The organism is Sporosarcina luteola (assembly GCF_023715585.1).
GTDB lineage: Bacteria > Bacillota > Bacilli > Bacillales_A > Planococcaceae > Sporosarcina > Sporosarcina luteola_D.
In genome coordinates this window covers 887,826-912,670 of the sequence record NZ_JAMBOK010000001.1, presented here as the reverse complement: position 1 = coordinate 912,670, position 24,845 = coordinate 887,826, and the positions used below count along the sequence as shown (strand labels likewise).

28 protein-coding genes are annotated in these 24,845 nt (G+C 46.1%); 25 read left to right on the top strand and 3 right to left on the bottom strand.

The features are described 5' to 3' along the window. The first annotated feature begins 2 nt into the window (after nucleotides 1–2). The 13 genes from mnmA (at nucleotide 3) to mtnN (ending at nucleotide 13,006) form a co-directional block, all read left to right on the top strand. Entirely contained in the window at nucleotides 3–1,127 is a 1,125-nt protein-coding gene (mnmA, locus tag M3193_RS04730; protein WP_251624680.1) for a tRNA 2-thiouridine(34) synthase MnmA, read from the top strand. Between the two features lie 11 nt (nucleotides 1,128–1,138). Then, complete coding sequence (locus M3193_RS04725) at nucleotides 1,139–1,792, top strand: tetratricopeptide repeat protein (RefSeq protein WP_251624679.1); 654 nt, start codon at nucleotides 1,139–1,141, stop codon at nucleotides 1,790–1,792. A 37-nt stretch (nucleotides 1,793–1,829) separates the two neighbouring features. Beyond that, nucleotides 1,830–4,283: an SF1B family DNA helicase RecD2 gene (gene recD2 / locus M3193_RS04720; protein ID WP_251624677.1), complete on the top strand. Its 2,454-nt coding sequence runs from the start codon at nucleotides 1,830–1,832 to the stop codon at nucleotides 4,281–4,283. Between the two features lie 359 nt (nucleotides 4,284–4,642). Continuing rightward, nucleotides 4,643–7,276: an alanine--tRNA ligase gene (alaS, locus tag M3193_RS04715; protein ID WP_251624675.1), complete on the top strand. Its 2,634-nt coding sequence runs from the start codon at nucleotides 4,643–4,645 to the stop codon at nucleotides 7,274–7,276. A gap of 81 nt (nucleotides 7,277–7,357) precedes the next feature. After that, entirely contained in the window at nucleotides 7,358–7,630 is a 273-nt protein-coding gene (locus M3193_RS04710; protein WP_251624673.1) for an IreB family regulatory phosphoprotein, read from the top strand. Next, nucleotides 7,627–8,046 (top strand): Holliday junction resolvase RuvX, encoded by a 420-nt coding sequence (ruvX, locus tag M3193_RS04705; RefSeq protein WP_251624671.1) that lies wholly within the window; start codon nucleotides 7,627–7,629, stop codon nucleotides 8,044–8,046. Before M3193_RS04710 ends, ruvX begins: the two co-directional genes overlap by 4 nt. Before the next feature lie 10 nt (nucleotides 8,047–8,056). Continuing rightward, entirely contained in the window at nucleotides 8,057–8,350 is a 294-nt protein-coding gene (locus tag M3193_RS04700; RefSeq protein ID WP_251624669.1) for a DUF1292 domain-containing protein, read from the top strand. A 102-nt stretch (nucleotides 8,351–8,452) separates the two neighbouring features. Continuing rightward, a complete protein-coding gene (mltG, locus tag M3193_RS04695; RefSeq protein WP_251624668.1) occupies nucleotides 8,453–9,571 on the top strand; it encodes an endolytic transglycosylase MltG in 1,119 nt (372 codons plus the stop codon). Nucleotides 9,572–9,594: 23 nt separating this feature from the next. Further along, nucleotides 9,595–10,236, top strand: a complete 642-nt coding sequence (locus M3193_RS04690; RefSeq protein WP_251624666.1) for an O-methyltransferase — start codon at nucleotides 9,595–9,597, stop codon at nucleotides 10,234–10,236. A gap of 32 nt (nucleotides 10,237–10,268) precedes the next feature. Then, nucleotides 10,269–10,907: a uridine kinase gene (gene udk, locus M3193_RS04685; RefSeq protein WP_251624664.1), complete on the top strand. Its 639-nt coding sequence runs from the start codon at nucleotides 10,269–10,271 to the stop codon at nucleotides 10,905–10,907. Between the two features lie 101 nt (nucleotides 10,908–11,008). Beyond that, nucleotides 11,009–11,485 (top strand): transcription elongation factor GreA, encoded by a 477-nt coding sequence (gene greA, locus M3193_RS04680; RefSeq protein WP_251624662.1) that lies wholly within the window; start codon nucleotides 11,009–11,011, stop codon nucleotides 11,483–11,485. 69 nt (nucleotides 11,486–11,554) lie between these two features. Beyond that, on the top strand, nucleotides 11,555–12,280 hold the full coding sequence (locus M3193_RS04675; RefSeq protein ID WP_251624660.1) for a YrrS family protein: 726 nt from the start codon (nucleotides 11,555–11,557) through the stop codon (nucleotides 12,278–12,280). A gap of 33 nt (nucleotides 12,281–12,313) precedes the next feature. Then, nucleotides 12,314–13,006 carry a 5'-methylthioadenosine/S-adenosylhomocysteine nucleosidase gene (mtnN, locus tag M3193_RS04670; protein ID WP_251624658.1) on the top strand — a complete coding sequence of 231 codons (693 nt, stop codon included), beginning with the start codon at nucleotides 12,314–12,316 and terminating at the stop codon, nucleotides 13,004–13,006. 239 nt (nucleotides 13,007–13,245) lie between these two features. Here the strand turns inward: mtnN and sigK are convergent, their stop codons facing one another. After that, nucleotides 13,246–13,947, bottom strand: coding sequence for an RNA polymerase sporulation sigma factor SigK (gene sigK / locus M3193_RS04665; RefSeq protein WP_251624656.1), 702 nt, complete (start codon nucleotides 13,945–13,947; stop codon nucleotides 13,246–13,248). Nucleotides 13,948–14,116: 169 nt separating this feature from the next. On the opposite strand from sigK, the gene M3193_RS04660 reads away from it, so the two are divergent. Genes M3193_RS04660 through M3193_RS04610 form a run of 11 tightly spaced genes read left to right on the top strand, consistent with a single transcriptional unit; the run spans nucleotide 14,117 to nucleotide 22,751 of the window. Continuing rightward, nucleotides 14,117–14,632, top strand: coding sequence for a YqeG family HAD IIIA-type phosphatase (locus M3193_RS04660; RefSeq protein WP_251624654.1), 516 nt, complete (start codon nucleotides 14,117–14,119; stop codon nucleotides 14,630–14,632). After that, on the top strand, nucleotides 14,620–15,735 hold the full coding sequence (gene yqeH, locus M3193_RS04655) for a ribosome biogenesis GTPase YqeH (RefSeq protein ID WP_251624652.1): 1,116 nt from the start codon (nucleotides 14,620–14,622) through the stop codon (nucleotides 15,733–15,735). The genes M3193_RS04660 and yqeH overlap by 13 nt, the downstream gene beginning before the upstream one ends. Before the next feature lie 13 nt (nucleotides 15,736–15,748). Further along, the gene (gene aroE, locus M3193_RS04650; RefSeq protein WP_251624650.1) at nucleotides 15,749–16,579 is read left to right on the top strand and encodes a shikimate dehydrogenase; all 831 of its coding nucleotides are present in this window, start codon (nucleotides 15,749–15,751) and stop codon (nucleotides 16,577–16,579) included. Next, nucleotides 16,580–16,867 carry a ribosome assembly RNA-binding protein YhbY gene (yhbY, locus tag M3193_RS04645; protein ID WP_251624648.1) on the top strand — a complete coding sequence of 96 codons (288 nt, stop codon included), beginning with the start codon at nucleotides 16,580–16,582 and terminating at the stop codon, nucleotides 16,865–16,867. A gap of 10 nt (nucleotides 16,868–16,877) precedes the next feature. After that, nucleotides 16,878–17,468 carry a nicotinate-nucleotide adenylyltransferase gene (locus tag M3193_RS04640; protein ID WP_251624646.1) on the top strand — a complete coding sequence of 197 codons (591 nt, stop codon included), beginning with the start codon at nucleotides 16,878–16,880 and terminating at the stop codon, nucleotides 17,466–17,468. Further along, nucleotides 17,437–17,997: a bis(5'-nucleosyl)-tetraphosphatase (symmetrical) YqeK gene (gene yqeK, locus M3193_RS04635; RefSeq protein WP_251624644.1), complete on the top strand. Its 561-nt coding sequence runs from the start codon at nucleotides 17,437–17,439 to the stop codon at nucleotides 17,995–17,997. The genes M3193_RS04640 and yqeK overlap by 32 nt, the downstream gene beginning before the upstream one ends. A gap of 31 nt (nucleotides 17,998–18,028) precedes the next feature. Next, complete coding sequence (gene rsfS, locus M3193_RS04630) at nucleotides 18,029–18,373, top strand: ribosome silencing factor (protein ID WP_251624642.1); 345 nt, start codon at nucleotides 18,029–18,031, stop codon at nucleotides 18,371–18,373. Beyond that, entirely contained in the window at nucleotides 18,363–19,109 is a 747-nt protein-coding gene (locus tag M3193_RS04625) for a class I SAM-dependent DNA methyltransferase (protein ID WP_251624640.1), read from the top strand. The genes rsfS and M3193_RS04625 overlap by 11 nt, the downstream gene beginning before the upstream one ends. A gap of 37 nt (nucleotides 19,110–19,146) precedes the next feature. Then, nucleotides 19,147–19,839, top strand: coding sequence for a helix-hairpin-helix domain-containing protein (locus M3193_RS04620; protein WP_251624638.1), 693 nt, complete (start codon nucleotides 19,147–19,149; stop codon nucleotides 19,837–19,839). A 24-nt stretch (nucleotides 19,840–19,863) separates the two neighbouring features. Next, nucleotides 19,864–20,427 (top strand): ComE operon protein 2, encoded by a 564-nt coding sequence (locus M3193_RS04615; RefSeq protein ID WP_251624636.1) that lies wholly within the window; start codon nucleotides 19,864–19,866, stop codon nucleotides 20,425–20,427. Next, the gene (locus tag M3193_RS04610; RefSeq protein ID WP_251624634.1) at nucleotides 20,424–22,751 is read left to right on the top strand and encodes a DNA internalization-related competence protein ComEC/Rec2; all 2,328 of its coding nucleotides are present in this window, start codon (nucleotides 20,424–20,426) and stop codon (nucleotides 22,749–22,751) included. The genes M3193_RS04615 and M3193_RS04610 overlap by 4 nt, the downstream gene beginning before the upstream one ends. Before the next feature lie 24 nt (nucleotides 22,752–22,775). On the opposite strand, the gene M3193_RS04605 is transcribed toward M3193_RS04610, so the two are convergent. Next, the gene (locus tag M3193_RS04605) at nucleotides 22,776–22,910 is read right to left on the bottom strand and encodes a YqzM family protein (protein ID WP_251624632.1); all 135 of its coding nucleotides are present in this window, start codon (nucleotides 22,908–22,910) and stop codon (nucleotides 22,776–22,778) included. A gap of 159 nt (nucleotides 22,911–23,069) precedes the next feature. Here M3193_RS04605 and holA point away from each other — a divergent pair, with 159 nt between their 5' ends. Beyond that, entirely contained in the window at nucleotides 23,070–24,086 is a 1,017-nt protein-coding gene (gene holA, locus M3193_RS04600) for a DNA polymerase III subunit delta (protein ID WP_251624630.1), read from the top strand. A gap of 362 nt (nucleotides 24,087–24,448) precedes the next feature. On the opposite strand, the gene rpsT is transcribed toward holA, so the two are convergent. Next, entirely contained in the window at nucleotides 24,449–24,700 is a 252-nt protein-coding gene (gene rpsT / locus M3193_RS04595) for a 30S ribosomal protein S20 (RefSeq protein WP_251624628.1), read from the bottom strand. Nucleotides 24,701–24,845 lie beyond the last annotated feature (145 nt).

Below are 24,845 nucleotides of genomic sequence, written 5' to 3'. Positions count from 1 at the left end.
GTATGAGAACAGCAAATAAACCAATATCCGAAACCCGGGTAGTCATTGGAATGTCGGGAGGAGTCGACTCATCCGTCGCTGCTCTTCTTTTGAAGGAGCAAGGATATGATGTCATCGGAATCTTCATGAAAAACTGGGACGACACCGATGAATTCGGTGTTTGCACAGCAACTGAAGATTACGAGGACGTCATAAGCGTATGCAACGAAATTGGGATTCCCTATTACGCTGTCAATTTTGAACAGCAGTATTGGGATAAAGTATTCACCTACTTCCTTGAGGAATATAAAGCAGGAAGAACACCTAACCCGGATGTTATGTGCAATAAGGAAATTAAATTCAATGCATTCCTAGACCATGCTATGAGCCTCGGAGCGGATTTCCTTGCGACAGGGCATTACGCACAAGTCGTCGAAACGGATGAAGGCGTCGCCATGCTCAGAGGGAAAGATGAAAACAAAGACCAGACCTATTTCCTCAATCAGCTGTCACAGGAACAGCTGCAAAAGGTCATGTTCCCGATCGGCGGTCTTGATAAGTCGGAAGTGCGTAAAATTGCTGAGCGTGCAGGACTGGCCACCGCGAAGAAAAAGGACTCAACCGGCATTTGCTTTATCGGTGAAAGGAACTTCAAGGAATTCCTTGGACAATATTTGCCGGCACAGCCAGGAGATATGAAAACGATGGACGGCAAAACTGTCGGGAAACATGATGGCTTGATGTATTACACGATCGGCCAACGCCATGGGTTGGGGATCGGCGGTGCAGGCGATCCGTGGTTTGTTATCGGCAAAGACCTGATCGAGAACACATTGCTCGTCGGACAGGGGTTCCATCATGACGCCCTATATTCCGACAGCTTGACTGCTATCAATATCAGCTTCGCAACTGCCCGGACAATGCCGGACACTTTTGAATGCACAGCGAAATTCCGATATCGTCAACCGGACACGAAAGTGACTGTTAAGTTGACAGGAGACGGAGGTGCAGTCGTCACATTCGCTGAACCTGTCCGGGCAATCACCCCAGGTCAGGCAGTCGTCTTTTATGACGGTGAAGAATGCCTCGGCGGCGGGACAATCGATAAAGTCGTGAAAAATGGAGTGCAACTAGATTACGTAGGATGAGAGGAAACGCTATGGAATACAATGAAATTGGTATTAAAGCCCTTCAAGAAGGGGCATACGAAAAAGCTATCGAAGCCTTCATGAAAGCTGCGGAGGAAGAGCCGGAAAACCCAGTCGGTTACATCAACCTCGGGAACGTCTTCGCCTCTGCCGGTGACACCGAAAGGGCTGAACGCTTCTTCCAGAAAGCAATCAGCCTGGATGAAAATGCAGGTTCAGCACTTTATGGCCTCGGCAATCTCTATTATTCCAACGAACGGTTTGAAGAGGCGGCGATTGTTTATGAAAAGGCAATTCGTGCAGGTCTGAATGAAGCCGATGCCTTTTTCATGCTTGGAAAAAGCTTAAAGCAATCGGACAAATCAAAGCTCGCATTGCCGTATTTCCAAAGGGCTGCGGAGTTGGCGCCTGCTGATCTTGAAATCCGTCTCGCATTCGGGATTTTATTAGCTGAGATGGAGCTCTTTGAAGAGGCCGGGAAAGAATTGTCGTTCGTCTTGGAGAATGACGATGAGAATGCAGATGCCCACTATAATTTAGGTGTCCTGTATGCAGTCTCGACGGATCAGAAGGATGATGCGCTGTTCCATCTGGAAAAGGCTTTCACGATCGAACCGGAACATACGCAAGCAAGATATATTTACGACATGATCAAATTAGGTTAATTTCCAAAATGGGCAGATACGCAAGGCGGTGATCTGAATGGCTGAGGGAAAAGAAAATATTGAAGCGGTTTTCATCGTTGGACGGCCTGTCGTCACTATTTTCCACAATCCTGATAATCTCTTTTCCATCGTGAAAATGAAAATAACTAAAACGAATAGCGGCTATGAGGATAAGGAGATCGTCATTAAGGGGAATTTTCCTCCATTGGCGAATGAAGATGACTACAGACTTACGGGCAGGCTTGTCAATCATGCGACCTACGGAAAGCAGTTCGACGTCCATACGTTTACGAAAGAATTGCCTGAAACTGAAACGGGAATTGTACATTACTTATCCGGTGATCTTTTTCCGGGAATCGGAAGGAAAACTGCCGACACCATCGTAAAAACGTTGGGCAAGGACGCCATCAAACAGATTTTGGAGAACCCGTCAGTGCTTGATCGCGTTCCGAAGCTTTCGGAAGAGAGGAAAGAGACCCTCGTCACAGTGCTTCAGGACAATCTCGGATTGGAACGAAGCATGGTGCAATTGAACGAATGGGGTTTCGGTCCTCAGCTTTCGATGCGGATCTACCAGACCTATCGTGAAGAAGTCATCGAACTGTTAAAAGAGAATCCATACAGGCTGATCGAGGACATTGAGGGAGTGGGGTTCCAACGCGCGGATGAATTGGGTAGACATTTGGGGATTACAGGTAAACATCCTTCCCGGGTGAAAGCTGCGATCCTCCATACGTTGAACCAAGGAGTCCAATCTGCTGGTCATGTCTATTTAGAGGCGGAGTCGGTTTTGCCAGAAGTGAAGCGGCTATTGGAATCAAGCCAAACGGAAGAAGTGCCGTTCGACCAAATTTCCAGATGCCTCATGGAATTGGTTGAGGAAAGTAAGCTGTGCGGCGAAGGCAGAAAGCTTTATCTACCTTCACTCTATTTTTCGGAAATCGGCATCGCCTCCAAAATGGAACGGATCATGGAAAATGATCTTTCCGACAAGTTCCCGGTTTCTGAAATCCGCAAGGCGATCGGGGAAGCAGAGGAAAGGCTCGGAGTCAATTATGCAGAAACACAAGTGGCGGCAATCGAGAAGGCGCTCCATTCACCTGCCATGATTTTGACCGGGGGGCCCGGGACGGGGAAAACAACCGTCATCCGCGGGTTAGTAGAAGTGTATGCTGAGCTTCATGGTCTTTCTCTCGACCCTAAATACTATGTTGAAAAAGAAGAGACCTTTCCAATCGTTTTAGCAGCTCCTACAGGGCGAGCGGCGAAAAGGATGTCCGAATCGACAGGACTGCCGGCAATGACTATCCACAGGCTTCTTGGCTTCAATGGACAAGAAAAGGATGACGCGGTTGGCAGGGAAGTGGAAGGGCGGCTCATCATCATCGATGAAATGTCTATGGTCGACACGTGGCTTGCCCATCAGCTCCTCAAAGCATTGCATAATGAAATCCAAGTTTTATTCGTCGGAGATCAAGACCAACTCCCGCCTGTCGGTCCCGGTCAAGTTTTAAAGGATATGCTTGATTCTGGAAGGATTCCAGTCGTGGAGTTGACCGAAATCTACCGCCAAAGTGCTGGCTCGACTATCATTGAGATGGCCCATATGATTAAAAATGCAAAATGGACTGATGACGTTACACGGAAAACGACGGATCGGTCTTTTATCAAAGCAAGTGGGGACCAAATACTTGAGGTTGTGGAACAGGTTGTAAAAAACGCCGTTTCAAAAGGGCATCATATTAAAAACATCCAAGTGCTGGCTCCTATGTATAAAGGCCCTGCCGGCATCGATGGATTGAATAAGATGATCCAGCAGATGGTCAATCCGCCGGGGCCCGACCGCAAAGAAGTCGCCTTTGGGGATGTCGTCTATCGAATCGGCGACAAAGTGCTGCAACTTGTCAATCAGCCAGAAAGCAATGTGTTCAACGGAGACATGGGTGAAGTCATCTCCATTATCAAGGCGAAAGAAACTGTCGATAAAAAAGAACTGCTGATCGTCTCCTATGACGGCATCGAAGTTGAATATGAGCGCAATGACTTGAACCAAATTACGCTTGCCTACTGCTGTTCCATCCATAAATCGCAAGGAAGTGAATTTCCAATTGTCGTTATGCCGATTGTTCGAGGATACAGGAAAATGCTCCGGAGAAATCTCTTGTATACGGGAATTACGAGAGCTAAGAATTTCCTGATTCTATGTGGCGAGCCGGAAGAATTCAAAATCGGCATTAACCGCACAGATGAACTTGAGCGGCAGACGACATTGAAAGACCGCTTGCGGAGGGAATCCACCGTCGAAATACAGGAAGAAACAGCGAAAGTTCCACAAAGCGGGGAACAGCAAGACGAACCTATCGAAGCCTCCGACGAGATGCCTCAAAGCCGGAAAGAGTATCGGCTGACGATGGAGACGATCCTAGGAATCGACCCGATGATCGGGATGCAAGGCATCACTCCTTATGACTTTTCGGAGGCGATGGATTGACACGGGAGCGGCAATTCCCTATAATCCAAAGTATCATAGAAAAACCGATGACGGAGAAAGTACGCTTACTGCCATGTTCAGAAAGGGATCCCAAGGCTGCAAGGATTCCCATGGCCGTCTGACGGAAAGCTACTCCTGAGAGCAACTAACACTTGCCGTTAGCCGCGTTATGGCTTCTTGAGATACCGGCTTTCCGCCGGTAAATTAGGGTGGTACCACGAAAAATCTTCGTCCCTTGTACAGGGGCGGGGATTTTTTTGTTTGTGCTTTATTTATTAAGTAGAGTGGCGAGTTCTTTATCTTGGAATGAAGCGGAAAACCAGTATTAAATGCAACTTGACTATTAAGGAGGAATAACAATGAAAAAATTAACAGCATCTGAAATCAGAAAAATGTTTCTTGACTACTTCAAAGAACATGGGCATAGCGAAGAGCCCTCAGCTCCCCTAGTGCCAATCGATGATCCGTCACTTCTTTGGATCAACAGCGGCGTCGCGACACTGAAAAAATACTTTGACGGGCGTGTCGTCCCAACAAATCCACGAATCGTCAACGCACAAAAGTCCATTCGTACGAACGACATCGAAAACGTAGGAAGAACTGCACGCCACCATACATTCTTCGAAATGCTCGGGAACTTCTCAATTGGCGATTACTTCAAAGAAGAAGCGATCATCCGCGCATGGGATTTCCTGACGAATGAAAAATGGATCGGCTTCAACTCCGAGTTGCTGTCTGTTACTGTACACCCGGAAGATGACGAAGCATACGCAATTTGGCGAGACAAAATCGGCATTCCGGAAGAGCGCATCATCCGATTGGAAGGCAACTTCTGGGATATCGGGGAAGGTCCAAGCGGTCCGAACTCAGAAATCTTCTACGACCGCGGACCATCTTTCGGCGACGATTTCTCAGATCCGGAACTCTATCCAGGCGGGGAAAATGACCGATATCTGGAGATTTGGAACTTAGTATTCTCCGAGTTCAACCACAATCCGGACCATACGTATACGCCGCTTCCAAAGAAGAATATCGATACTGGGATGGGCCTTGAACGGATGGCTTCTGTCATCCAGGAAGTGCCCACGAACTTTGACACGGATCTGTTCATGCCGATCATCCATTCCGTTGAAAAAGTATCTGGTGAAGCGTATGGAAAAGATGATGTGAAGGACACGGCATTCAAAGTGATCGCGGACCACATCCGGACGGTTGCGTTCGCAATCGGCGATGGGGCATTGCCTTCAAATGAAGGAAGAGGATATGTCCTCAGAAGACTTTTGCGCCGTGCTGTGCGCTTTGCAAAACAATTGGGCATCAATAAGCCCTTCATGTATGAACTCGTCCCTGTCGTCGGGGAAGTGATGCAAGACTTCTATCCGGAAGTCAAAGAAAAAGAAGCATTCATCATGAAAGTCATTAAAAATGAGGAAGAAAGATTCCATGAAACATTGAACGAAGGTTTGGCGATTTTGAATGGCGTCATTGAAAAAGCGAAGGAAGCTGGAAATCCGCTCGTATCTGGCGCTGATGCATTCAAACTATATGATACGTACGGTTTTCCATTTGAACTGACAGAGGAATTTGCAGAGGAAGCGGGAGTTGCCGTTGATCGTGCTGGATTCGATGAAGAAATGGATCATCAACGTAAACGCGCAAGAGCTGCACGTCACGACGTAGATTCGATGCACGTCCAATCGGAAGTGTTGGGCAACATTCATGCAAAAAGCGAATTCATCGGATATGATCAGCTGTCCTGCGACACGCGGATCGTCGCCCTCTTGCATAATGGTGAATTGGTTGCACATGCTTCTGAAGGTGATGAAATCCAGTTCATGCTTGATCGCACGCCTTTCTATGCGGAAAGCGGCGGGCAGATCGCCGATAAAGGAACCGTCATAAGCGATACATTCATAATCGATGTAAAAGACGTCAAAAAGGCACCAAATGGTCAACATCTGCATACTGCGGTCGTTCGTTCGGGTGAAATTGCTGACAACGCGGAAGTATTTGCTAAGGTAGATGAAGAATCACGTAAATTGACAATTAAAAACCATACGGCTACACATCTGCTTCATCAAGCATTGAAAACTGTCCTCGGTGAGCACGTCAACCAGGCAGGTTCATATGTCGGCCCTGACCGTCTCCGTTTCGACTTCTCCCACTTCGGGCAGGTGACGAAGGAGGAACTGGAAAAAATCGAAGAAATCGTTAATGCGAAGATTTGGGCTGATATTCCTGTCCAAATCGAACAGAAACCGATAAACGAAGCAAAAGAAATGGGTGCTATGGCCTTGTTCGGTGAGAAATATGGAGACATCGTCCGCGTCGTTTCAGTCGGCGATTATTCAATCGAATTATGCGGCGGCTGTCATGTGCCGGCAACGTCTACTATCGGACTCTTTAAGATCGAATCGGAAGGCGGCATAGGAGCAGGGACAAGAAGGATTGAAGCAGTCACTGGCCAAGAGGCATATCATTCCTTTAAAAAGGAAGAGGCGCTTCTTACGGAAGCAGCTGCATTACTGAAATCCAATCCGAGAGATATCGTTACAAAAGTCAGCTCCTACCTGTCTGAAATGAAAGAGCTTCAACGAGATAATGAATCGCTCTCTGCAAAGCTTGGAAACAGTCAACTCACTGACATCCTCACGACTGCCCAGCAGATTGATGATGTGACAGTGCTTTCGGCTAAGGTCGAGGTGAAAGACAATAATGCCCTGCGTCAGATGATTGATGAATTGAAGCAGAAAGTGAGCAAAGGTGTAATTGTACTCGGGGCTGCAGCTGATGGAAAAGTTCTACTGGCGGCAGGAGTGACGGAAGATTTGAAAAACGGGAACTTCCATGCTGGTAAAATCGTCAATCATGTAGCATCTCTTTGTGGTGGTAAAGGCGGCGGCCGTCCGGACATGGCGATGGCAGGTGCGAAGGATGCTTCTAAACTTGATGAAGCACTTCATTCCGTGTATGATTATGTCAAATCCGTTTAAGTGGAAATGGAAGTCGGGTATAGTGTTAGTGGGAAAGGTATCCGATTTGCTAACGGACGATTGGAAAGCGGGGTGTCGACTATGAATTCATACGACAAGACGATGAAATTCAACTTTCCTGAAGAATCGATGGAGCAGGAAGTTAAGCAGGTCATGCTCCATGTGCACAAAGCACTGGAAGATAAGGGCTACAATCCCATCAACCAAATTGTCGGTTACCTCTTATCGGGCGACCCGGCTTACATCCCTCGCCATTATGAGGCGCGTAATCTCATCAGGAAATTGGAGAGGGACGAGATTCTCGAAGAATTGGTTAAGTTTTATATCCGTGAAAACGGGGGTCAAACGAATTGAGGGTAATGGGATTGGACGTCGGTTCCAAAACGGTCGGTATTGCAATCAGTGATGCTCTTGGGTGGACAGCCCAAGGCATCGAAACGATTAAAATCGATGAAAGCGCCGGCCAGTTTGGCATGTCCAGAATTCAGGAGCTTGTAGCTGAATATACGGTTACCTCTTTCGTAGTGGGTTTTCCGAAGAACATGAACAACTCCGTAGGTCCGAGAGGAGAGGCGTCCGAAAGGTTCGCTGAAATGTTGGAAGAGGCGTTCAGTTTTCCTGTCATCCTATGGGATGAGCGATTGACGACGATGGCGGCGGAACGCATGTTGATCGAAGCGGATGTCAGCAGGAAAAAAAGAAAGACTGTCATCGATAAGATGGCGGCAGTCATGATACTCCAAGGGTATCTTGATTCAAAAAATAGATGAGGTGATTGGAATGGAACATGGACAAGAAACAATGACAGTTGTAGACGAGCACGGTGTAGAGCATGTATGTGAGGTAATCTTCACATTTGAATCAGAGGATTTTGGAAAATCATATGTCCTTTATCATATTTTAGGCGAAGAAGAAGTGGGCGATGATGAAGAGGTGGAAATTCATGCTTCTGCGTTCATCCCATCTGAAGATAACGAAGATGGCGAGCTATTGCCGATCGAGACTGACGAAGAGTGGGACATGATCGAAGAAATGTTGAACACATTCCTTGAAGAGGAAGAAGACGAAGAATAATCCATATTGTGCACGGACGACGGAATGGTGCAGGCCATTCCGTCTTTTCACTGCAATGAAACTTTTTTTAGATAGTATTTGTTCGGATAGAGGTGATGTTGGATGAATAATGGTTCAAAAAAGGATCGAATGTTCGAAAAGATGTTGGAACAGAAAAAAGAAGTGAAGATTGTCAGGCGTATCGTTTTTGTTGTGGCGCTCGTTCTGATTATCGGCGGCCTGATCGGAGGCCGGGCAGTCTATAAATACATAAGTGAGGCCCTTCAACCGGTCGATCCAAACTCGGAAGAAGTAATTGAAGTGGAAATACCAATTGGTTCGGGCTTGACGTCCATCTCGGAAATGTTAGAAGAAAAAGGACTTGTCAAAGACGCCAAGATCTTTAAATATTATGCCAAATTCAATAATGAATCGCAATTTCAGGCAGGTTCCTACGGCTTGACAAAAGCGATGACATTTGACGAATTGATCAAGAGCCTGAAGACCGGAAAAGTGTATAGGACTCCGGTATTTACAATGACAATTCCGGAAGGGTTGACGTTGGAACAGATTGCAGCAACTGTGGAAAAACGGATAGGCATACCTGAGAAAGAGTTTTTGGAATATGTCAATGACGAACAAACCATTGCCGATCTGATGGGACGATACCCGAACATCCTAACAGAAGAGATATTGAAAGAGGATGTCAGATATCCGTTGGAAGGGTATTTATTCCCTGCCACGTATCCGTTTTTTGAAGAAAAGCCATCAGTCGAAACGGTTGTGACGACAATGCTGAATGCGACGTCGGAAAATATCACGCCGTATTCTGCCTTTTTGGAAAGCAAGGAGAAATCGGTCCATTGGCTGCTCACTTTCGCCAGCCTGCTTGAGAGGGAAGCGACTTCAAATACAGATCGCGAAACGATTGCTAGCGTCTTTTACAACCGGATGGATGATGGAATGCCGTTGCAGACGGATCCGACGGTTCTATACGCATTAGGCAAACATAAGGATCGCGTCCTGTTTAAAGATCTTAAAGTTGATAATCCGTATAATACGTATGTCCATACTGGCCTTCCACCGGGACCGATTGCAAATGCGGGCAGATCTTCGATTGAAGCGGTCGTGGATCCTTCTGTCACAGATTATTTCTATTTCCTTGCCGACAAGGAAGGGAAGAACCATTTTGCGAAGACATACGAGGAGCATTTGGCAAATCGGGCGAAATATATTGACTGATTCAAAAGAATGGAAGTGCATGTATGAAAGACTTTGAGTCCTACATTTTGAAACTTCGCGAAGAAGACAATCCGTTACTTCTGGAAATGGAGGAATTCGCCGCAGAACACCGGATTCCGATCATGGATAGGAGCGGTATGGAAACATTCATCGGGCTGCTTCGAATACAACGTCCGAAGCTAATACTTGAAATCGGGAGTGCAATAGGCTATTCTGCTATCCGGATGGTATCAGCTTTGAAGGGAGCATCAGTCGTCACGATTGAGCGGGACAAGGAAAGGCATGCATCCGCTGTCGACTATATTAAGCGAAGCGGATTCGGGGACAGGATAACGATCATCGAAGGAGATGCCCTTCTTCTATCGGATGAATCACTTCCAGCCTTGCAGTATGATGCCCTTTTCATCGATGCTGCAAAAGGGCAATATAAACGGTTCTTTGAAAAATATTCAGAGCATGTGGCAAAAGGCGGCATCATTTATTGCGATAATATGTTCATGCATGGTGCCGTGATGGTTCCGGATGAAGAGGTGCCAAAGCGGAATCGGACGATGATCCGTAATCTGAAGGAATTCACTTCATGGGTCATAAAGCATCCGAATTATGAAACCTCATTGCTGCCGGTCGGCGACGGCATCCTGGTGGCTGTGAAAAAGAGGGACTGAGCAACAGCCCTGTATTTGTGGGAGGAAAAGAAATGGATAAAAGAAAACCTCTTGTCATCGGCATAGCCGGTGGTTCGGGATCAGGGAAGACAAGTGTCACTCATCGAATTTATGACGTGTTCAAGGAACATTCAGTTGTTGTCATAGAACAGGATTTTTATTACAAGGATCAATCACATCTTAAATTTGAAGATCGATTGTTGACGAACTACGATCATCCGTTAGCATTTGATACGGATCTGCTCATAGACCATATCGGAAAACTGCTCAATCGGGAGACAATCGAAAAGCCGGTTTATGATTATGCGCTCCATACTAGATCAGAACAAAAAATAGCAATCGAACCTAAAGATGTGATCATCCTTGAAGGAATCCTCGTTTTGGAGGATGAGAGGCTCCGTGATCTGATGGATATCAAACTCTTTGTCGATACGGATGCGGATCTGCGGATCATCAGACGTCTGATGCGGGACATTAATGAGAGGGGACGCACAATCGAATCGGTTATTGAACAATACCTCTCCGTCGTCCGTCCGATGCATAATCAATTTATTGAACCGACTAAACGGTATGCGGATATAATCATTCCCGAAGGCGGTCACAATGAAGTTGCAGTCGATCTAATGGTCACGAAAATAAAAACAATTCTTGAATTTGGTACGAACTTGTAATATGATGAAGTCAGAATTCAATATAAATGAGCCTATGTCGCATACCTCTTGCAGGAGCGGCATAGTGTTTTTATGAACAGGAATATGAGGAGTGTTGAATAATGGTATCAGAGAAAAAGTACCCGATGACCGCGTCGGGTAAGAAAAAATTAGAAGAAGAGCTGGAGTTTCTTAAAACTGTAAAACGGAAAGAAGTTGTGGAGCGCATTAAAATTGCTCGAAGCTATGGTGACCTATCGGAAAACTCGGAATACGATTCCGCTAAGGAGGACCAGGCGTTTGTTGAAGGAAAGATTTCCTCACTGGAATCGATGATCCGCAACTCCGTAATCATTACAGAGGATGAAGCGAACACTGACGAGGTCCAACTTGGTAAAACGGTTACATTCAAGGAACTCCCTGACGGAGACGAAGAGACCTACACGATTGTCGGCTCAGCTGAAGCGAATCCGATTGAAGGGTTGATTTCCAACGATTCACCGATTGCAAAAGGATTGATCGGCAAAGGTAAAGGCGATGAAGTGAAAATCACGACTCCTGGGGGAGAAATGTCGGTCGTTATTGTTGAAATCAAGTGACTTGGAATGGCCGCCTTCAAATGAGGGCGGCCATTCAACATTAATGCAGGATGATAGGGGGAAGGCTATATGAAAGGTAATGAGCCAAGATATTCGCGTGTCAATCGCAAAAAAATGCGTAACCGCAGCAATCGGCTTTTAAATAGTATGATCGGCCTTGTCATCTTACTGATTCTCATTGTGGGAGCTTCCATAATAACTGGGAATAAAGATGATGAAGGGAAAGAGAACGCTTCTGAAGAAAAGGTTCTCGAAGAATCCGGATCATCCGACGACGAGGCGAAACAGGAAGAAAACGATTCTATTTCAGATGTAGAAGATGAAGAGGGGTCGAGTGAGCATAGTGATGCGGTAGAAGACGACGCGGACGAGTCTTCGTCACCAGGCACAGAATCGGAAGGAACGGAAGGCAGCGAGGACAGCACTGAGGAAGTTGAGGAACCTGGCACTGTGGTAATCGTTCCGGGTACTGATGAAATCATTAAGGAAACAATCACAAATCCGGCATGGCAGCCGATCGGAACAGACCAATCGGGTGAGCATGTTTCAAAGTATGAAGCCGGATCTATAGATTATAATGAAAAGAAAAAAGCCATTGCGTACGCGACTGGATTCTCTGAGGATCAATTATTCTATAAGAGGGTTAAAAATGGCGGCGGACCACAGAAGTCAATCGGTATCGTTACGACGAAGGACGGATCAAAAATATTCCGCGTCTATATCGAGTGGGTTGACGGAAAAGGTTGGAAACCGACTAGAATGGATGTTTTAAAAACGTTGGATTTTGAATATTGAACAACAAATGAGACTTCAACAGGAGGATTCGTAATGAAAATTGCAATCATCGGTGCGATGGAACAAGAAGTTGAACTATTACGAGAAAAAATTGAGGACCCAACTAGCCGGGAGATTGCCGGCTGTGAGTTTATTGAAGGCAACATCGGCCAACATCATGTCATTCTGGTCAAAAGCGGCATTGGAAAGGTGAATGCGGCAATTGCGACGACATTGCTTATTCATGAATATCGACCTGATGCAATCGTGAATACCGGTTCTGCCGGTGGTTTCAATGACTCACTTGAAGTGGGTACAGTTGTCATTTCTGATGAAGTAAGGCATCATGATGTCGATGCAACGGCCTTCGGCTATGAAATCGGCCAAGTTCCAGGTATGCCTCCTTCCTTCCCTGCGGATGAAAAACTCATCCAGATTGCCAAGGAAGCGGTCGAGGAGGTTGGCGAGCATGAGTATGCTGTCGGATTGATCGCTTCCGGTGATGTGTTCATGAGTGACGCGGCGCGGGTCGAACTTGTACAAGGGCAATTTCCTGCAATGATCGCTGCTGAAATGGAAGCCGCCGCTGTAGCTCAAGTATGTCATCAATTCGGAACGCCGTTTGTCGTCATCCGTGCATTATCCGATATTGCAGGCAAAAAATCGTCAATTAGTTTTGATGAATTCTTGCCTCTTGCAGCGAAGCATTCTTCGGAAATTGTCATGCGCGCCATCTCGAAATTTTAAAATGATTATGGTAAGATGATAGCAGATTGCATATTGCTGTGAAGGAGGTAATAGGGATGTTTTTTCTAATGGCAGGTGTGTTTTTTGCGACGACAGTCATTGCGGTTGTAATCGCGCGTGAGGTTAGTGCAGACTAATAAGGCAAGCAGTACAGATATTGAAATGAAAAGAGGCGTTTCCTTTCTTAGGGCCGTGGCCCCATGTCAGGAAACGCCTTTTCATTTGCAGTTATGCACTTTTCATTCATTATATTCATGCTTGAATAGCTGGTACAGTTTGACAATCGCTCTCTTTTCGATACGTGAGACATAGCTTCTTGATATGTTGAGCTGCTGCGCAATTTCCTTCTGAGTCATCGGTTGGTCGTCGAGCAGCCCATACCTCCTTTGGATGATTTCCAACTCTCTTCCATCCAGTTTTCCGAGATGGCGGTAGAGTCTCTCCTTTTGCTCTTTCTGCTGTACGGTTTCGATTGGTGCTTCCTCGTCGGTCTGCAACAGATCTGCTATCTGAAGGGACTGTCCGTCCTTATCCGTTCCAATCGGATCGAAGAGCGATACATCCTTCTGCACTTTCTTTTGTGTTCGCAGGTACATCAGTATTTCATTTTCGATACAGCGGGCTGCATACGTCGCAAGTTTCGTCTTACGATCAAGCGTGAAACTGTTCACGGCTTTCATAAGCCCGATTGTACCAATGGAAATGTAGTCGTCAAGTTGTTCGTGTTTTGGATGGAATTTTTTTACGACATGAGCGACAAGGCGCATATTCCTTTCAATGAGTTCATCTCTCGCACTTTCATCACCTTCTGCCAGCCGTTGCAAGCAATCAGCCTCTTCCGCTTTTGAAAGCGGCCGACGGAATGCCTGCCCCCTGATATAGCCGACCATAGCAGGAACTTCGACCCACAGTTGGACAAGGGCCATGACAAACCCGCTCATTGGTCCACCTCCTGTGTCGTTATATGACAGCATATGCGATGAATGCTTGTTTACATTCAGTAAAGTGTACAAGGAAATCGAACAGATTTCCGGCTTGGTCCATTCCGTACCAATGGATGCCAATATGGTATAATCGGAATACTATTAGTGAAATAACGGAGTGGATAACTTGTATAAAATTTTCTTGCCAGATGAATATGTAAAAGACATCTATCAAATTTCACCCGAAGCCTTAAAGGAAAAGGGGATCAAAGGAATTATCACAGACTTGGATAATACGCTAGTGGAATGGGATCGTCCGGAAGCGACGCCTGAAATTAGGGAATGGGTACGAATGATGCAGGAAGCCGGTCTCCAAGTGACAATCCTCTCGAATAATAATCAAAGCCGGGTGGAATCTTTCTGCGGTCCGATTGGCACGCCGTTCATTTGCGATGCCAGGAAGCCGTTGGCAAAGAATTTCAAAAATGCCCTTGCATTGATGGGCTTGAAGAAGGAAGAGGCTGTCATGGTCGGCGATCAGCTGATGACAGATATTTTGGGCGGCAACCGTTTCGGCCTCCATACAATTTTAGTAGTGCCCGTCGCGAGCTCCGATGGATTTGTCACGAAATTCAATCGAATGATTGAAAGAAGGATTATGGCTAAACTGAAAAGACAAGGATTGATTAAATGGGAGGAATAAGCTTGGAGCGACTTACATGTATAGGTTGTGGAATTGAAATTCAATCAGAAGATCCGAAAAAGGAAGGGTATGCTCCTGCGGCTTCTTTGGAGAAGGAGGAAGTCATTTGCCGCCGCTGCTTCCGCTTGCGGAATTACAATGAATTACAGCCCGTCTCCTTATCTGGCGACGATTTCCTAGCGATATTGAATGGCATCGGCGAAAAAGACGGATTAATCATCAAAGTCGTGGATATATTTGATTTCAACGGCAGCTGGATCAACGGCTTGCAGCGTTTTGTCGGTAAAAAAGACATTCTTCTGATTGGCAATAAGTCCGATATTCTTCCTAAATCGATCAACCGAAACCGAATGATCAATTGGATGAAGACGGAGTCAGCGAAGCTTGGGTTAAAGCCGATAGATGTCTTGCTCATTTCTGCATACAAAGGGCATGGCATGGAAGAGGCGCTAAATGCCATTGATACCTATAGAAAAGGGAAAGACGTCTATGTTGTCGGGTGCACGAATGTCGGAAAATCCACATTCATCAACCGGATCATAAAGAATGCGACCGGCATGGGAGAAGTGATCACCACTTCCCATTTCCCGGGAACGACATTAGATCTAGTTGAAATCCCACTCGACGATGGAAAGGCCATCTACGATACACCGGGCATCATTAACAACCATCAGATCGCTCATCACCTGGATGCGAAGGATTTGAAAGCGATCACGCCGAAAAAGGAACTGAAGCCGAAAGTGTTCCAATTGAATGCGGAACAGACTTTATTCATCGGCGGTCTGGCTAGATTCGATTTTCTGTCAGGCGATCGTTCATCATTTACAATCCATGTTTCCAATGAAATTCCGATCCACCGGACAAAGCTTGAAAATGCCGATTCGTTATACGCCGCCCATCTCGGAGAAATGCTATCCCCGCCAAGCGGTGATTCCCTTGAGAAGATGCCGCCGTTCGTAAGGCATGAATTCTCGATTAAGAAACCGAAAATGGATCTCGTCATTTCAGGATTAGGCTGGATTACGATACAGCATCCTGGTGTCGTTGTTGCTGTACATGCACCTCGTGGAGTTGATGTAGTACTCCGTCCATCGCTCATTTAAGGAGGGCTGCTTGATGAAAAAATGGTATGCGGTGATTGGTGACCCGATTGCGCAATCGAAGTCTCCCCTCATGCACGAAGCATGGTTTCGGGAAAATGGAATCGACGCATCCTATATACCGATCCATGTTGAAGCGGATCATTTGGAGGATGCAGTTGCTGGTTTAAAACGATTAGGCTGCAGTGGTTGGAATGTCACCGTGCCTCATAAAAGCGCAATCATCCCTTTCCTTGATAAAATTGACGAGGAAGCTAGACGGATGAACGCGGTCAACACGGTGAAGGTCCTTGAAGATGGTACTCTATTCGGAACGAATACTGACGGGCGCGGTTTTGTGCGCTCCTTGCAGGAATTTGGAGCTGATCCGGAGAACGTGGGTGAGTTGCTGATCATCGGAGCAGGAGGAGCTGCTGCAGGCATTTCATTCGCTCTTCAATCGGCAGGTTACGGTCCGATTGACATAACGAACCGGACAGTCGAGAATGCCAGGCATTTGTCCGAAAGCCTTCCGGGAAGTTCAGCACTGTCACTGGAAGAAGCGCAACTTACAATTGGCAAATACGATTTGATCATTCAAACGACTTCTCTCGGAATGAATTTTGCCCAAAGTGGATTTCCGCTCGAGCCATCCGGGATTTCTGAAGGTGCAACGGTTGCTGACATCATCTACAATCCGCTGGAAACCGTATTTCTGCGATGTGCTCGCGAAGCAGGAGGCAAGACGATGAATGGGGTCGGTATGTTTGTTCACCAAGGAGCATTGGCCTTTGAGCTTTGGACAGGCATCTACCCGGATACGAAGAAAATGATACAATCAATTACAACACAACTTGGAGGAAAATAAATGTTAACAGGCAAACAGAAAAGTTATTTACGAAGCGAAGCGCATCACCTACAACCGATTTTCCAAATCGGAAAGGGCGGTTTGACTGAAGCGATCATCAAACAAATTGAAGAGGCGCTCGAAGCCCGTGAGTTGATTAAGGTAAGTATTCTTCAAAATTGTGAGGAAGATAAGAATACGATTGCTGAAAAACTGCAAGAAGCAGGAATTGAGGTCGCTCAAGTAATCGGGAAAATCCTTGTCCTTTACAAAGAATCCACGGAGAAAAAACGGATCGTTCTCCCATAAGGAGGAAAACATGAAAAAGGTCGGATTGTTAGGCGGCACGTTCAACCCGCCTCATATAGGCCATCTGATTATGGCGAATGAAGTGAAGCATGCATTGCAATTGGATGAAGTTCGGCTGATGCCCACCTCGGCTCCGCCCCATAAAGCGGACCCGTCGGATGCAACGCCGGAGCAGCGGTTAAGAATGGTGGAGATTGCCGTTTCAGGAATACCCGGACTGAATGCCTCTTCGTTTGAAGTTGACAGAGGCGGGATCTCCTATACAGTCGATACCATAAAAGCATTGAAGGAACAGGAGCCGGATGTGGATTTCCACTTTATTATCGGCGGCGATATGATCGATATGCTGCCTAATTGGTATAAAATCGATGAACTGATGAAAATTGTGAAGTTTGTCGGGGTGGGCAGGCCGGGTACTGAAGGTAAAACGCGCTATCCGATTACGATGGTCCAGATACCTGAAATCGACTTGTCTTCGACGTTGATCCGAAACCGGCTGCAGACGGGCGGCACAATCCAATTCCTTGTACCTGAAGATATCGGGGAATTTATCCGACAGGAGGAGCTTTATGGAATCCGCAACGTTGAAAATGGAGCTTGAAAAGAGATTACCAAGAAAACGCTATGAGCATGTTCTGAGAGTTACGGAAACAGCAAAGGAATTGGCTGCGCGTTTCGGCATTCCGGCGCATAAAGCGGAACAGGCGGCATTGTTCCATGACATCGCGAAGTTTATGGAGCCTTCGGATATGCGGAGAATGATCGAAGAGAATGGAGAAGACGTAAAACTGCTTTCCTTCCATCATGAACTTTGGCACGCAGCCGCTGGACGTATCATCGCTAAGAAAGATTTTGGCGTAGAAGATCAGGATATCCTCAATGCAATCCGCTATCATACAACAGGCAGAGCAGGTATGTCCGATCTGGAGAAACTCATTTACATCGCTGATCTTATTGAGCCGGGCAGGGACTTTCCAGGCATCGCCGAGCTGCGCAACGCTGCCAATCTTCATTTGGACGAGGCGATGAGGGCTTGCATCGTCCATTCCGTGCTTTATCTTATCAATAGGCAGGCTGGCGTATTTCCAGACTCCTTTGAGTGCTATAATGAACACGTGCAAAGAATTTGAACGACCCAACTACGAAAGGAAACGTGAAAAAATGCCAACATTACTTGAAACAGCTTATAATGCCGTAGATGATAAAAAGGGGCAAGATATTGTCGTAATGAATATGGAGGGAGTATCCCTTATTGCGGACCAATTCATTATCTGTCATGCAAACTCCGAGCGACAAGTGCAAGCGATTGCGAGGGAAGTTGCCGATAAGGCTGCTGAATACGAATATGAAGTCAAAAGGGTTGAAGGCCTTGACAATGGGAGATGGGTTCTCGTCGATTTGGGCGATGTCGTCGTCCATGTATTCCACAAAGATGAGCGCGGCTATTATAACTTGGAGAAGTTATGGGGAGATGCTCCATTGCTGAAGATGGATAATGGGCAATAAGAAAGCCTATTCGGATTTCGCTCTCGTCTATGATGAATTGATGACCGATATCCCTTACGATGCATACGTGGATTTGATATCCATAGCTACAGATGGGATTGAAGGGAAGAAGATCATCGACGTCGGCTGCGGGACGGGGCAGCTATCCGTCAAGTTAGCGAAATCCGGTGCGTTTGTTACTGGAATCGATCTTTCAAAGGACATGCTCATGATTGCGGAAAAACGTTCGAATGACCATTCCTTGAATATCGAGTTTCAGGAAATGCCCATGCAGGAAATAGAGGGCGGAGAGCAGTTTGATGCGGCAGTCATTGCAATCGATTCGTTGAACTATTTACCAGACATCGAAAGCGTCCTTGCTACATTTAAAGGAATCCATTCAGTCTTGAACAGCGGTGGAGTGCTCATTTTTGATGTGCATTCCACTTTCAAGACGGATATCATCTTCATGGATGGGCCATTCACTTTTGATAACGACCGTATCGCGTATATTTGGCATACGGAAGAAGGAGACGAAGAGCATTCCGTGCTATCGGAACTCAGCTTTTTTGTCAAAGAGGAAAGCGGACTTTATCGCCGTTTTAATGAAAGGCATAAACAAAGGACATTTACTGTTTTTGAATACGTGGATGTATTGAGGGAAGCCGGTTTTACGATTGAACGCATTTTTGCCGATTGGGAAGACGAGCCGCCGCACGAAGAAAGTGAAAGAATATTTTTTCAAGTGCGCAAATGAAGCTTCCATTCTTCGAAGTTATCATATATAGTGGGAGATGACTCCATATGGATGCCTCGTAGAAAGGGTGGGAAAGCTGTTTCTATCGATTGTATCCAAAAAATGGCGTAAGATCATCACCCCTATCGCAGCAATCGCTGTACTTTCCGCAATTCTGTTCTTTCCCCGAGGACAGGCCGGCAGTCAACTGACAGTCGAAGGCGGACAATCCCCAATTATTGATGTTTTACAAGAGCAACCTAAAGAAGAGCAGCCTATTGCACGTATTGATGCGGCCGTGATGCCAATCATGGTTGACATACGAGGCGCCGTGAATTATCCGGGCGTCTATTCACTTATGGAAGGAGATCGTCTGATCGACGCCATTCACGCGGCGGGAGGCTATTTAGCCGATGCAGACTCGCGTATGTTGAACCACGCGATGAAGCTGCCAGATGAATTTTTCATCTACGTCCCGAGGGAAGGCGAAGAAATCGATTTCCCCACTCCATCAGGCTCATTTCCGCCCCAGACAGGCGAAAGCGTGAAGGATGACGGAAAAGTGAATATCAATACTGCTGATGTGCAGGAGCTGATGACGATTCCGGGTATCGGACCGTCAAAGGCTGCTGCCATTCTTCAATACCGGGAAGAGCATGGACCGTTCAGTTCTCCCGATGCCATAATGGAAGTGTCCGGAATCGGACAAAAAACGTTTGATAAGCTAGCGTCTTTCATTACGGTAAAATAAATGACACTGTTTGGAGGCATACATATGGAGCGGATTACATGGGATCAGTTTTTCATGGCGCAATGCCATTTGCTTGCGGTCAGGAGCACATGCACGAGACTGACAGTCGGAGCGACGATTGTCAGGGACAACAGGATCATTGCAGGAGGCTATAACGGTTCGATTTCGGGCGGGGACCATTGCATCGATCATGGATGTTATGTCGTCGGGAATCATTGTGTCCGTACAATTCACGCGGAGATGAATGCATTGCTTCAATGCGCGAAATACGGAAGCCCTGTGGAAGGATCTACTTTGTATGTAACCCATTTCCCTTGTTTGCAATGTTCAAAGGCGATAATCCAGTCCGGAATAAAGATAGTCAATTATGCTTCGGATTATAAGAACGACAACTACGCCATTGAGCTCTTCAAGCAATCAGGAGTTGAAGTCAGACACGTCCCTTTCGATGAAAGGAAAGTGGATTTCACGAAGGAAGGGAAACTGCAGCTGATCAATGACTTGCTTGTGGAAATGGAATCGTTAGGCGCGCCGACTGAAGAGCTTCTCCCATTCAAAAGAAGGGTGGATGACCTATTCGGGAAATGATCGGCAAAGTCCGTATTATTTATATTTGCATGCCGGTTGCCGTATCCGCTTTTGCTGCATACGGTCCGGTTCACGTTTTACTCCTCAATCTATTGCTTGTCCCCATCTTTCTCCTTAGAAAAGAAGCCGTCACTCCGATACTTGCGGTGGCGGCGTCATTACTCTCCTATTTTTTCATTTCATTGCATCTACCTGAACTTAAAGCGGGCGGGCAACTTGCCGTCCTAAACCTGACATGGACAGATCAAGTTAAAATCGATGGCGGTAAAATGAAAGGCTTTGCCAGGACTGACGCCGGCGATATCGTCTATGCCTTGCTGAAATTCGACAGCGAGGCTCAGAAATTGCAGTTTCAGCACTTGCACATCCCTTCATACCGATTCACTTTGGAAGGTGCCTTCCAGGAACTTCCCGCCCCTTCACATCAATACGCCTTCAATATGAAGCGGTATGTAAAGATGAATGGCGCCGTCGGCATGTTCGAGTCCGAAAGGTTGATAGGCTATGAAGTTAACTCCGGATTGCAGACTATCTTATCCCGACAAAGATGGAAGGTGAAACATCATATCCAGGAAACCTTCCCCGAATCACTCATACCAGAAGCGCAAGCACTGCTCATCGGGGACCGGAGTGGCATGGATGAAGAAGTGGCTTCAAGGTACAGGACTCTTGGGATAACTCATTTGTTTGCAATATCAGGCTTACATGTTGGCTTATTGACGTTTCTATTTCGAAGCCTTCTCATCAGATTGTTAGTGCGGATTGAGACAATCGACAATTTACTGATCGCCCTTTTGCCTATATACGCAGTAATGGCGGGTGGTGCGCCATCCGTTTGGCGGGCGGTATCCGTGACGATTTTACTCTTACTTACCGCAACGGGGCGATTCCGGATGAGAATGGATGATGCACTCGCCATGAGTGCGTCCGGCTTCATCATGTTGCAGCCATTCGTCGTGTTCCAGCCTGGATTTCAACTCTCCTATTTGGCTGCATTCTCATTGATTTACTCAACAAGAATTCTCACGGGGAGTAGATCTGCCCTCAAAGTTTCTTTCCTGGTGACATCGATAACTCAATTGGCGTTGTATCCTGTCCTTTTATATCATTTCTATGAGGTGTCCATATCGTCTTTCATTGTGAATCTATTCTATGTACCCTTGTATTCTTTTATCATTTTGCCGATGAACATCGTTTTAGTAGTGCTGACGTACGTTTCCCCTCTGATTGTAGGGATCGTTTTTTCATTTTATGTTCCGTTAAGAGGCTGGATAGAAGCCTTGACAGAATACTTGGCTTCAATGCCTTATCAACTATGGGTGCCAGGTCGGCCAGCGGCGATTCCATCTGCGCTTGCCGTTGGTGGTACCCTCCTATTCCTAATTATGCTTGAAAGGGGAAGGAAGGCTTCTCGTGCCATTCCTTTCGTACTGATCCCTGCGCTTATTATTCATATAGCTCCCTATGCAGATTCCAAACTAAAGGTAACGTACCTGGATGTCGGGCAAGGGGATTCCATCGTCATCCAACTTCCGCATCGGCGTGGCGTTTACGTTATGGATACAGGTGGGACCGTGAATTTTGGAGAGCCCAATTGGCGTACACCTGAAAAGGAATTCGAAGTGGGCAGAAGCATCGTGGTCCCGTTTTTGAAAGGGCAGGGCATTGCGAAAATAGAAAAATTGATTTTAACTCATGCGGACAGTGATCATATGGAAGGGGCGGACGAAGTACTGGAAGAGATCGGAGTGGATGAGATCCATATTTCCCCTGGCAGCGAGCAGGAAAAGACGATGGAAGAAGTCATGCAGAGAGCTAAAGATAAGCGGATACCGATTTTTGCAATGACTGAAGGGGCAACTTGGTCGGACAAGTCGGCTGCATTTTATTATATGGCGCCAAGTGCCGGAGCTTATAAAGGAAATGACAGCTCCCTCGTCCTATTCATGGAAACTGATGGGCCGATGTTTCTGTTCACGGGTGATTTAGGGATCGAAGGAGAGAGAAAGCTGCTGAAGAGTTATAAGGATTTGGAGTGGGGGACTTTGATCCTTAAAGCCGGACACCACGGCAGCCGCACTTCCAGCTCGGATCAATTCATCAGGACTTTGCAGCCGGAGCTGACAATTTTCTCATATAAGAAAGTTAATCGGTACGGTCACCCGCATGAAGAAGTCGTCAAGACATTTGAAAAATATAGGCTGCCGACGATGGCGACTGCGGAGTACGGTTCGATATCCGTTACCGTGAAAAGAGACGGTGGATATGACGTTTTGACGACGGCAAATGAAAAGACGGCCTTGTCCATTCCGCTTGGGGACTGAACAAGCCGTCTTTCAGGAGTGCTATTAGTGCGCGACGAAGTCTACGATTGTAGCAATAACGAAAATTGCAGAAAAGGCAACGAAAGCTACAATGAAACCGACACCAGAGTCGATTAAATCATTGCGTTTAGACTGTACGTCATGTTCAAACTCATTCATTGCTACACCTCCTAATTCCTTTATAGTATAGATGATAACGAAAAAAAAATCTATATCAAACGATTTAATATGCCGGGTTTATGACAATCGACACAAATTGTTCATAGTCATGATTCCATAATGTATAATAGGACAATGTGAGTGACTGGAGGGAAGCAAGTGGTCAACGCGATATGGAAAAAGATAAATGAAGGAACAATAGAACCTGTTTATTTATTGACAGGTGTAGAACAGCATTTGATTGATACGACAATTAAACGCATTCAGAAGGCATTGCCGGATATCGATGAAACTTCGGTCGTCCGTTTCGATTTGGACGAAACGCCGGTTGAAGCCGTTCTTGAAGAGGCGGATACACTTCCTTTCTTAGAAGATAGGAAATTGATCGTTGCCAATAATGCCTCTTTTCTCAAAGCATCCGATAAAACGAAAGAGAAAGTCGTACATAAGATCACATTGCTCGAAGCGTGGCTGGCAAGTCCATCACCGACTGCCGTCGTCCTGTTTGTTGCGCCCTATGAAAAGCTGGATGGACGGAAGAAAATAGTGAAGGTCATGCAGCAAAATGCTGTAGTAGTGGAGGCAATGCCATTAACGGGCCGTGATTTAACAACATGGATCCAAAATGAAGCAGGAACGAATGGCATAAAGATCAGCCCTGAAACTGCGCAACTCCTCGTAGAGATGGCTGGGGACAGCCTCTTAACCTTATCCAATGAAATCGCCAAAATCGGTATGTATATGAATGGTACTGGTGAAGTGACGCGAGAAATCATTGAAATACTCGTACCCCGTCTGCCTGAAATGGATGTTTTCCGTCTGACGGATGCCTATATGACTGGAAATGTGAAAGGGACAATTTCCATTTATCATGACCTGTTACGGAATGGCGAAGAGCCCATCATGCTCACATCCCTCATTGCCGGTCAGATCCGCTTGATGATCCACGTATCATCACTAGTGAAAAAAGGATATCAACAACAGCAAATCGCAAAAACGTTGAATGTCCACCCATACAGGGTCAAGCTGATAATGGAGAATCGAAGCATTCCCAAAATGGAAAGGCTACTGCTCATTTTGCAAAAACTGGCAAAGATTGACCATCAATTGAAATCAACAAGCGGCAAAAGAGAAAGGGTATTAGAAATCTTCTTCATGGAACCATTGAAGGTTTGAATAAATTATAGTGACTCAAAGATTATTGCTAGGATTGAAGCGTAAGGCGGCGACTCCTGGGGGATTAGCGAACGCCGTCACGAAGAACGGCGTTTGCGAGCAAAAGCGCAGCGTTGCGAGCACCTTGTAGGCTGCCTTAATTTCTGCAAAAGACGCAGAAATACGGCAAATCGAACCCTTCGCTGTTCGATTGGCTCACCGCCCACCCCCCCGGAAAGCGTCCGCCTGAAGGGGAAATCCGGGTCAAAGCATTTTTTTAATAGAAAAGGCTGTCCACTTTGTCGTTTGAACGACACAAGTGACAGCCTTTTTTACTTTCAGACTTCGGCTCGCAGTTAACTGCAAACCTCCGCTTTTGATACTTATTGAGCTTTTTTTGTAAGACGTGCTTTTTGACGAGCAGCTGTATTTTTGTGGATAAGACCTTTACGAGCAGCTGTATCCAATTTTTTGACTGCGTCTTTCAAAAGTTCAGAAGCGTTCTCTTCTTTATTGATGAGCGCAGTGTCAGCTTTACGTACAGCAGTACGCATTGCAGCTTTGTATTGCGAGTTTTGCTCATTTGCTGCGGCACTTTGTTTAACGCGCTTGATTGCACCTTTGATGTTTGGCATTCCATTCACCTCCAATTTCAGGTAAGGCAAGAGTGTTTCCATAATAGCTTTCGGATATCTCTTTACAACATTAACATTTTAGCAAAAACCTAGCTTTAACGCAATAAAAATATGCAAAGAATATTTCCTTGACACAACGTGCAAA

Coding starts and splice junctions, on each gene's coding strand:
- greA (WP_251624662.1), top strand. CDS start 11,009: ATGGTATCAGAGAAAAAGTACCCGATGACCGCGTCGGGTAAGAAAAAA.
- recD2 (WP_251624677.1), top strand. CDS start 1,830: ATGGCTGAGGGAAAAGAAAATATTGAAGCGGTTTTCATCGTTGGACGG.
- M3193_RS04625 (WP_251624640.1), top strand. CDS start 18,363: ATGGGCAATAAGAAAGCCTATTCGGATTTCGCTCTCGTCTATGATGAA.
- rsfS (WP_251624642.1), top strand. CDS start 18,029: ATGCCAACATTACTTGAAACAGCTTATAATGCCGTAGATGATAAAAAG.
- mltG (WP_251624668.1), top strand. CDS start 8,453: ATGAATAATGGTTCAAAAAAGGATCGAATGTTCGAAAAGATGTTGGAA.
- mnmA (WP_251624680.1), top strand. CDS start 3: ATGAGAACAGCAAATAAACCAATATCCGAAACCCGGGTAGTCATTGGA.
- M3193_RS04710 (WP_251624673.1), top strand. CDS start 7,358: ATGAATTCATACGACAAGACGATGAAATTCAACTTTCCTGAAGAATCG.
- M3193_RS04610 (WP_251624634.1), top strand. CDS start 20,424: ATGATCGGCAAAGTCCGTATTATTTATATTTGCATGCCGGTTGCCGTA.
- yqeK (WP_251624644.1), top strand. CDS start 17,437: ATGGAATCCGCAACGTTGAAAATGGAGCTTGAAAAGAGATTACCAAGA.
- yqeH (WP_251624652.1), top strand. CDS start 14,620: ATGGGAGGAATAAGCTTGGAGCGACTTACATGTATAGGTTGTGGAATT.
- M3193_RS04725 (WP_251624679.1), top strand. CDS start 1,139: ATGGAATACAATGAAATTGGTATTAAAGCCCTTCAAGAAGGGGCATAC.
- mtnN (WP_251624658.1), top strand. CDS start 12,314: ATGAAAATTGCAATCATCGGTGCGATGGAACAAGAAGTTGAACTATTA.
- M3193_RS04640 (WP_251624646.1), top strand. CDS start 16,878: ATGAAAAAGGTCGGATTGTTAGGCGGCACGTTCAACCCGCCTCATATA.
- M3193_RS04675 (WP_251624660.1), top strand. CDS start 11,555: ATGAAAGGTAATGAGCCAAGATATTCGCGTGTCAATCGCAAAAAAATG.
- aroE (WP_251624650.1), top strand. CDS start 15,749: ATGAAAAAATGGTATGCGGTGATTGGTGACCCGATTGCGCAATCGAAG.
- alaS (WP_251624675.1), top strand. CDS start 4,643: ATGAAAAAATTAACAGCATCTGAAATCAGAAAAATGTTTCTTGACTAC.
- sigK (WP_251624656.1), bottom strand. CDS start 13,947: ATGAGCGGGTTTGTCATGGCCCTTGTCCAACTGTGGGTCGAAGTTCCT.
- M3193_RS04620 (WP_251624638.1), top strand. CDS start 19,147: ATGACTCCATATGGATGCCTCGTAGAAAGGGTGGGAAAGCTGTTTCTA.
- M3193_RS04690 (WP_251624666.1), top strand. CDS start 9,595: ATGAAAGACTTTGAGTCCTACATTTTGAAACTTCGCGAAGAAGACAAT.
- M3193_RS04615 (WP_251624636.1), top strand. CDS start 19,864: ATGGAGCGGATTACATGGGATCAGTTTTTCATGGCGCAATGCCATTTG.
- udk (WP_251624664.1), top strand. CDS start 10,269: ATGGATAAAAGAAAACCTCTTGTCATCGGCATAGCCGGTGGTTCGGGA.
- M3193_RS04700 (WP_251624669.1), top strand. CDS start 8,057: ATGGAACATGGACAAGAAACAATGACAGTTGTAGACGAGCACGGTGTA.
- rpsT (WP_251624628.1), bottom strand. CDS start 24,700: ATGCCAAACATCAAAGGTGCAATCAAGCGCGTTAAACAAAGTGCCGCA.
- yhbY (WP_251624648.1), top strand. CDS start 16,580: ATGTTAACAGGCAAACAGAAAAGTTATTTACGAAGCGAAGCGCATCAC.
- M3193_RS04605 (WP_251624632.1), bottom strand. CDS start 22,910: ATGAATGAGTTTGAACATGACGTACAGTCTAAACGCAATGATTTAATC.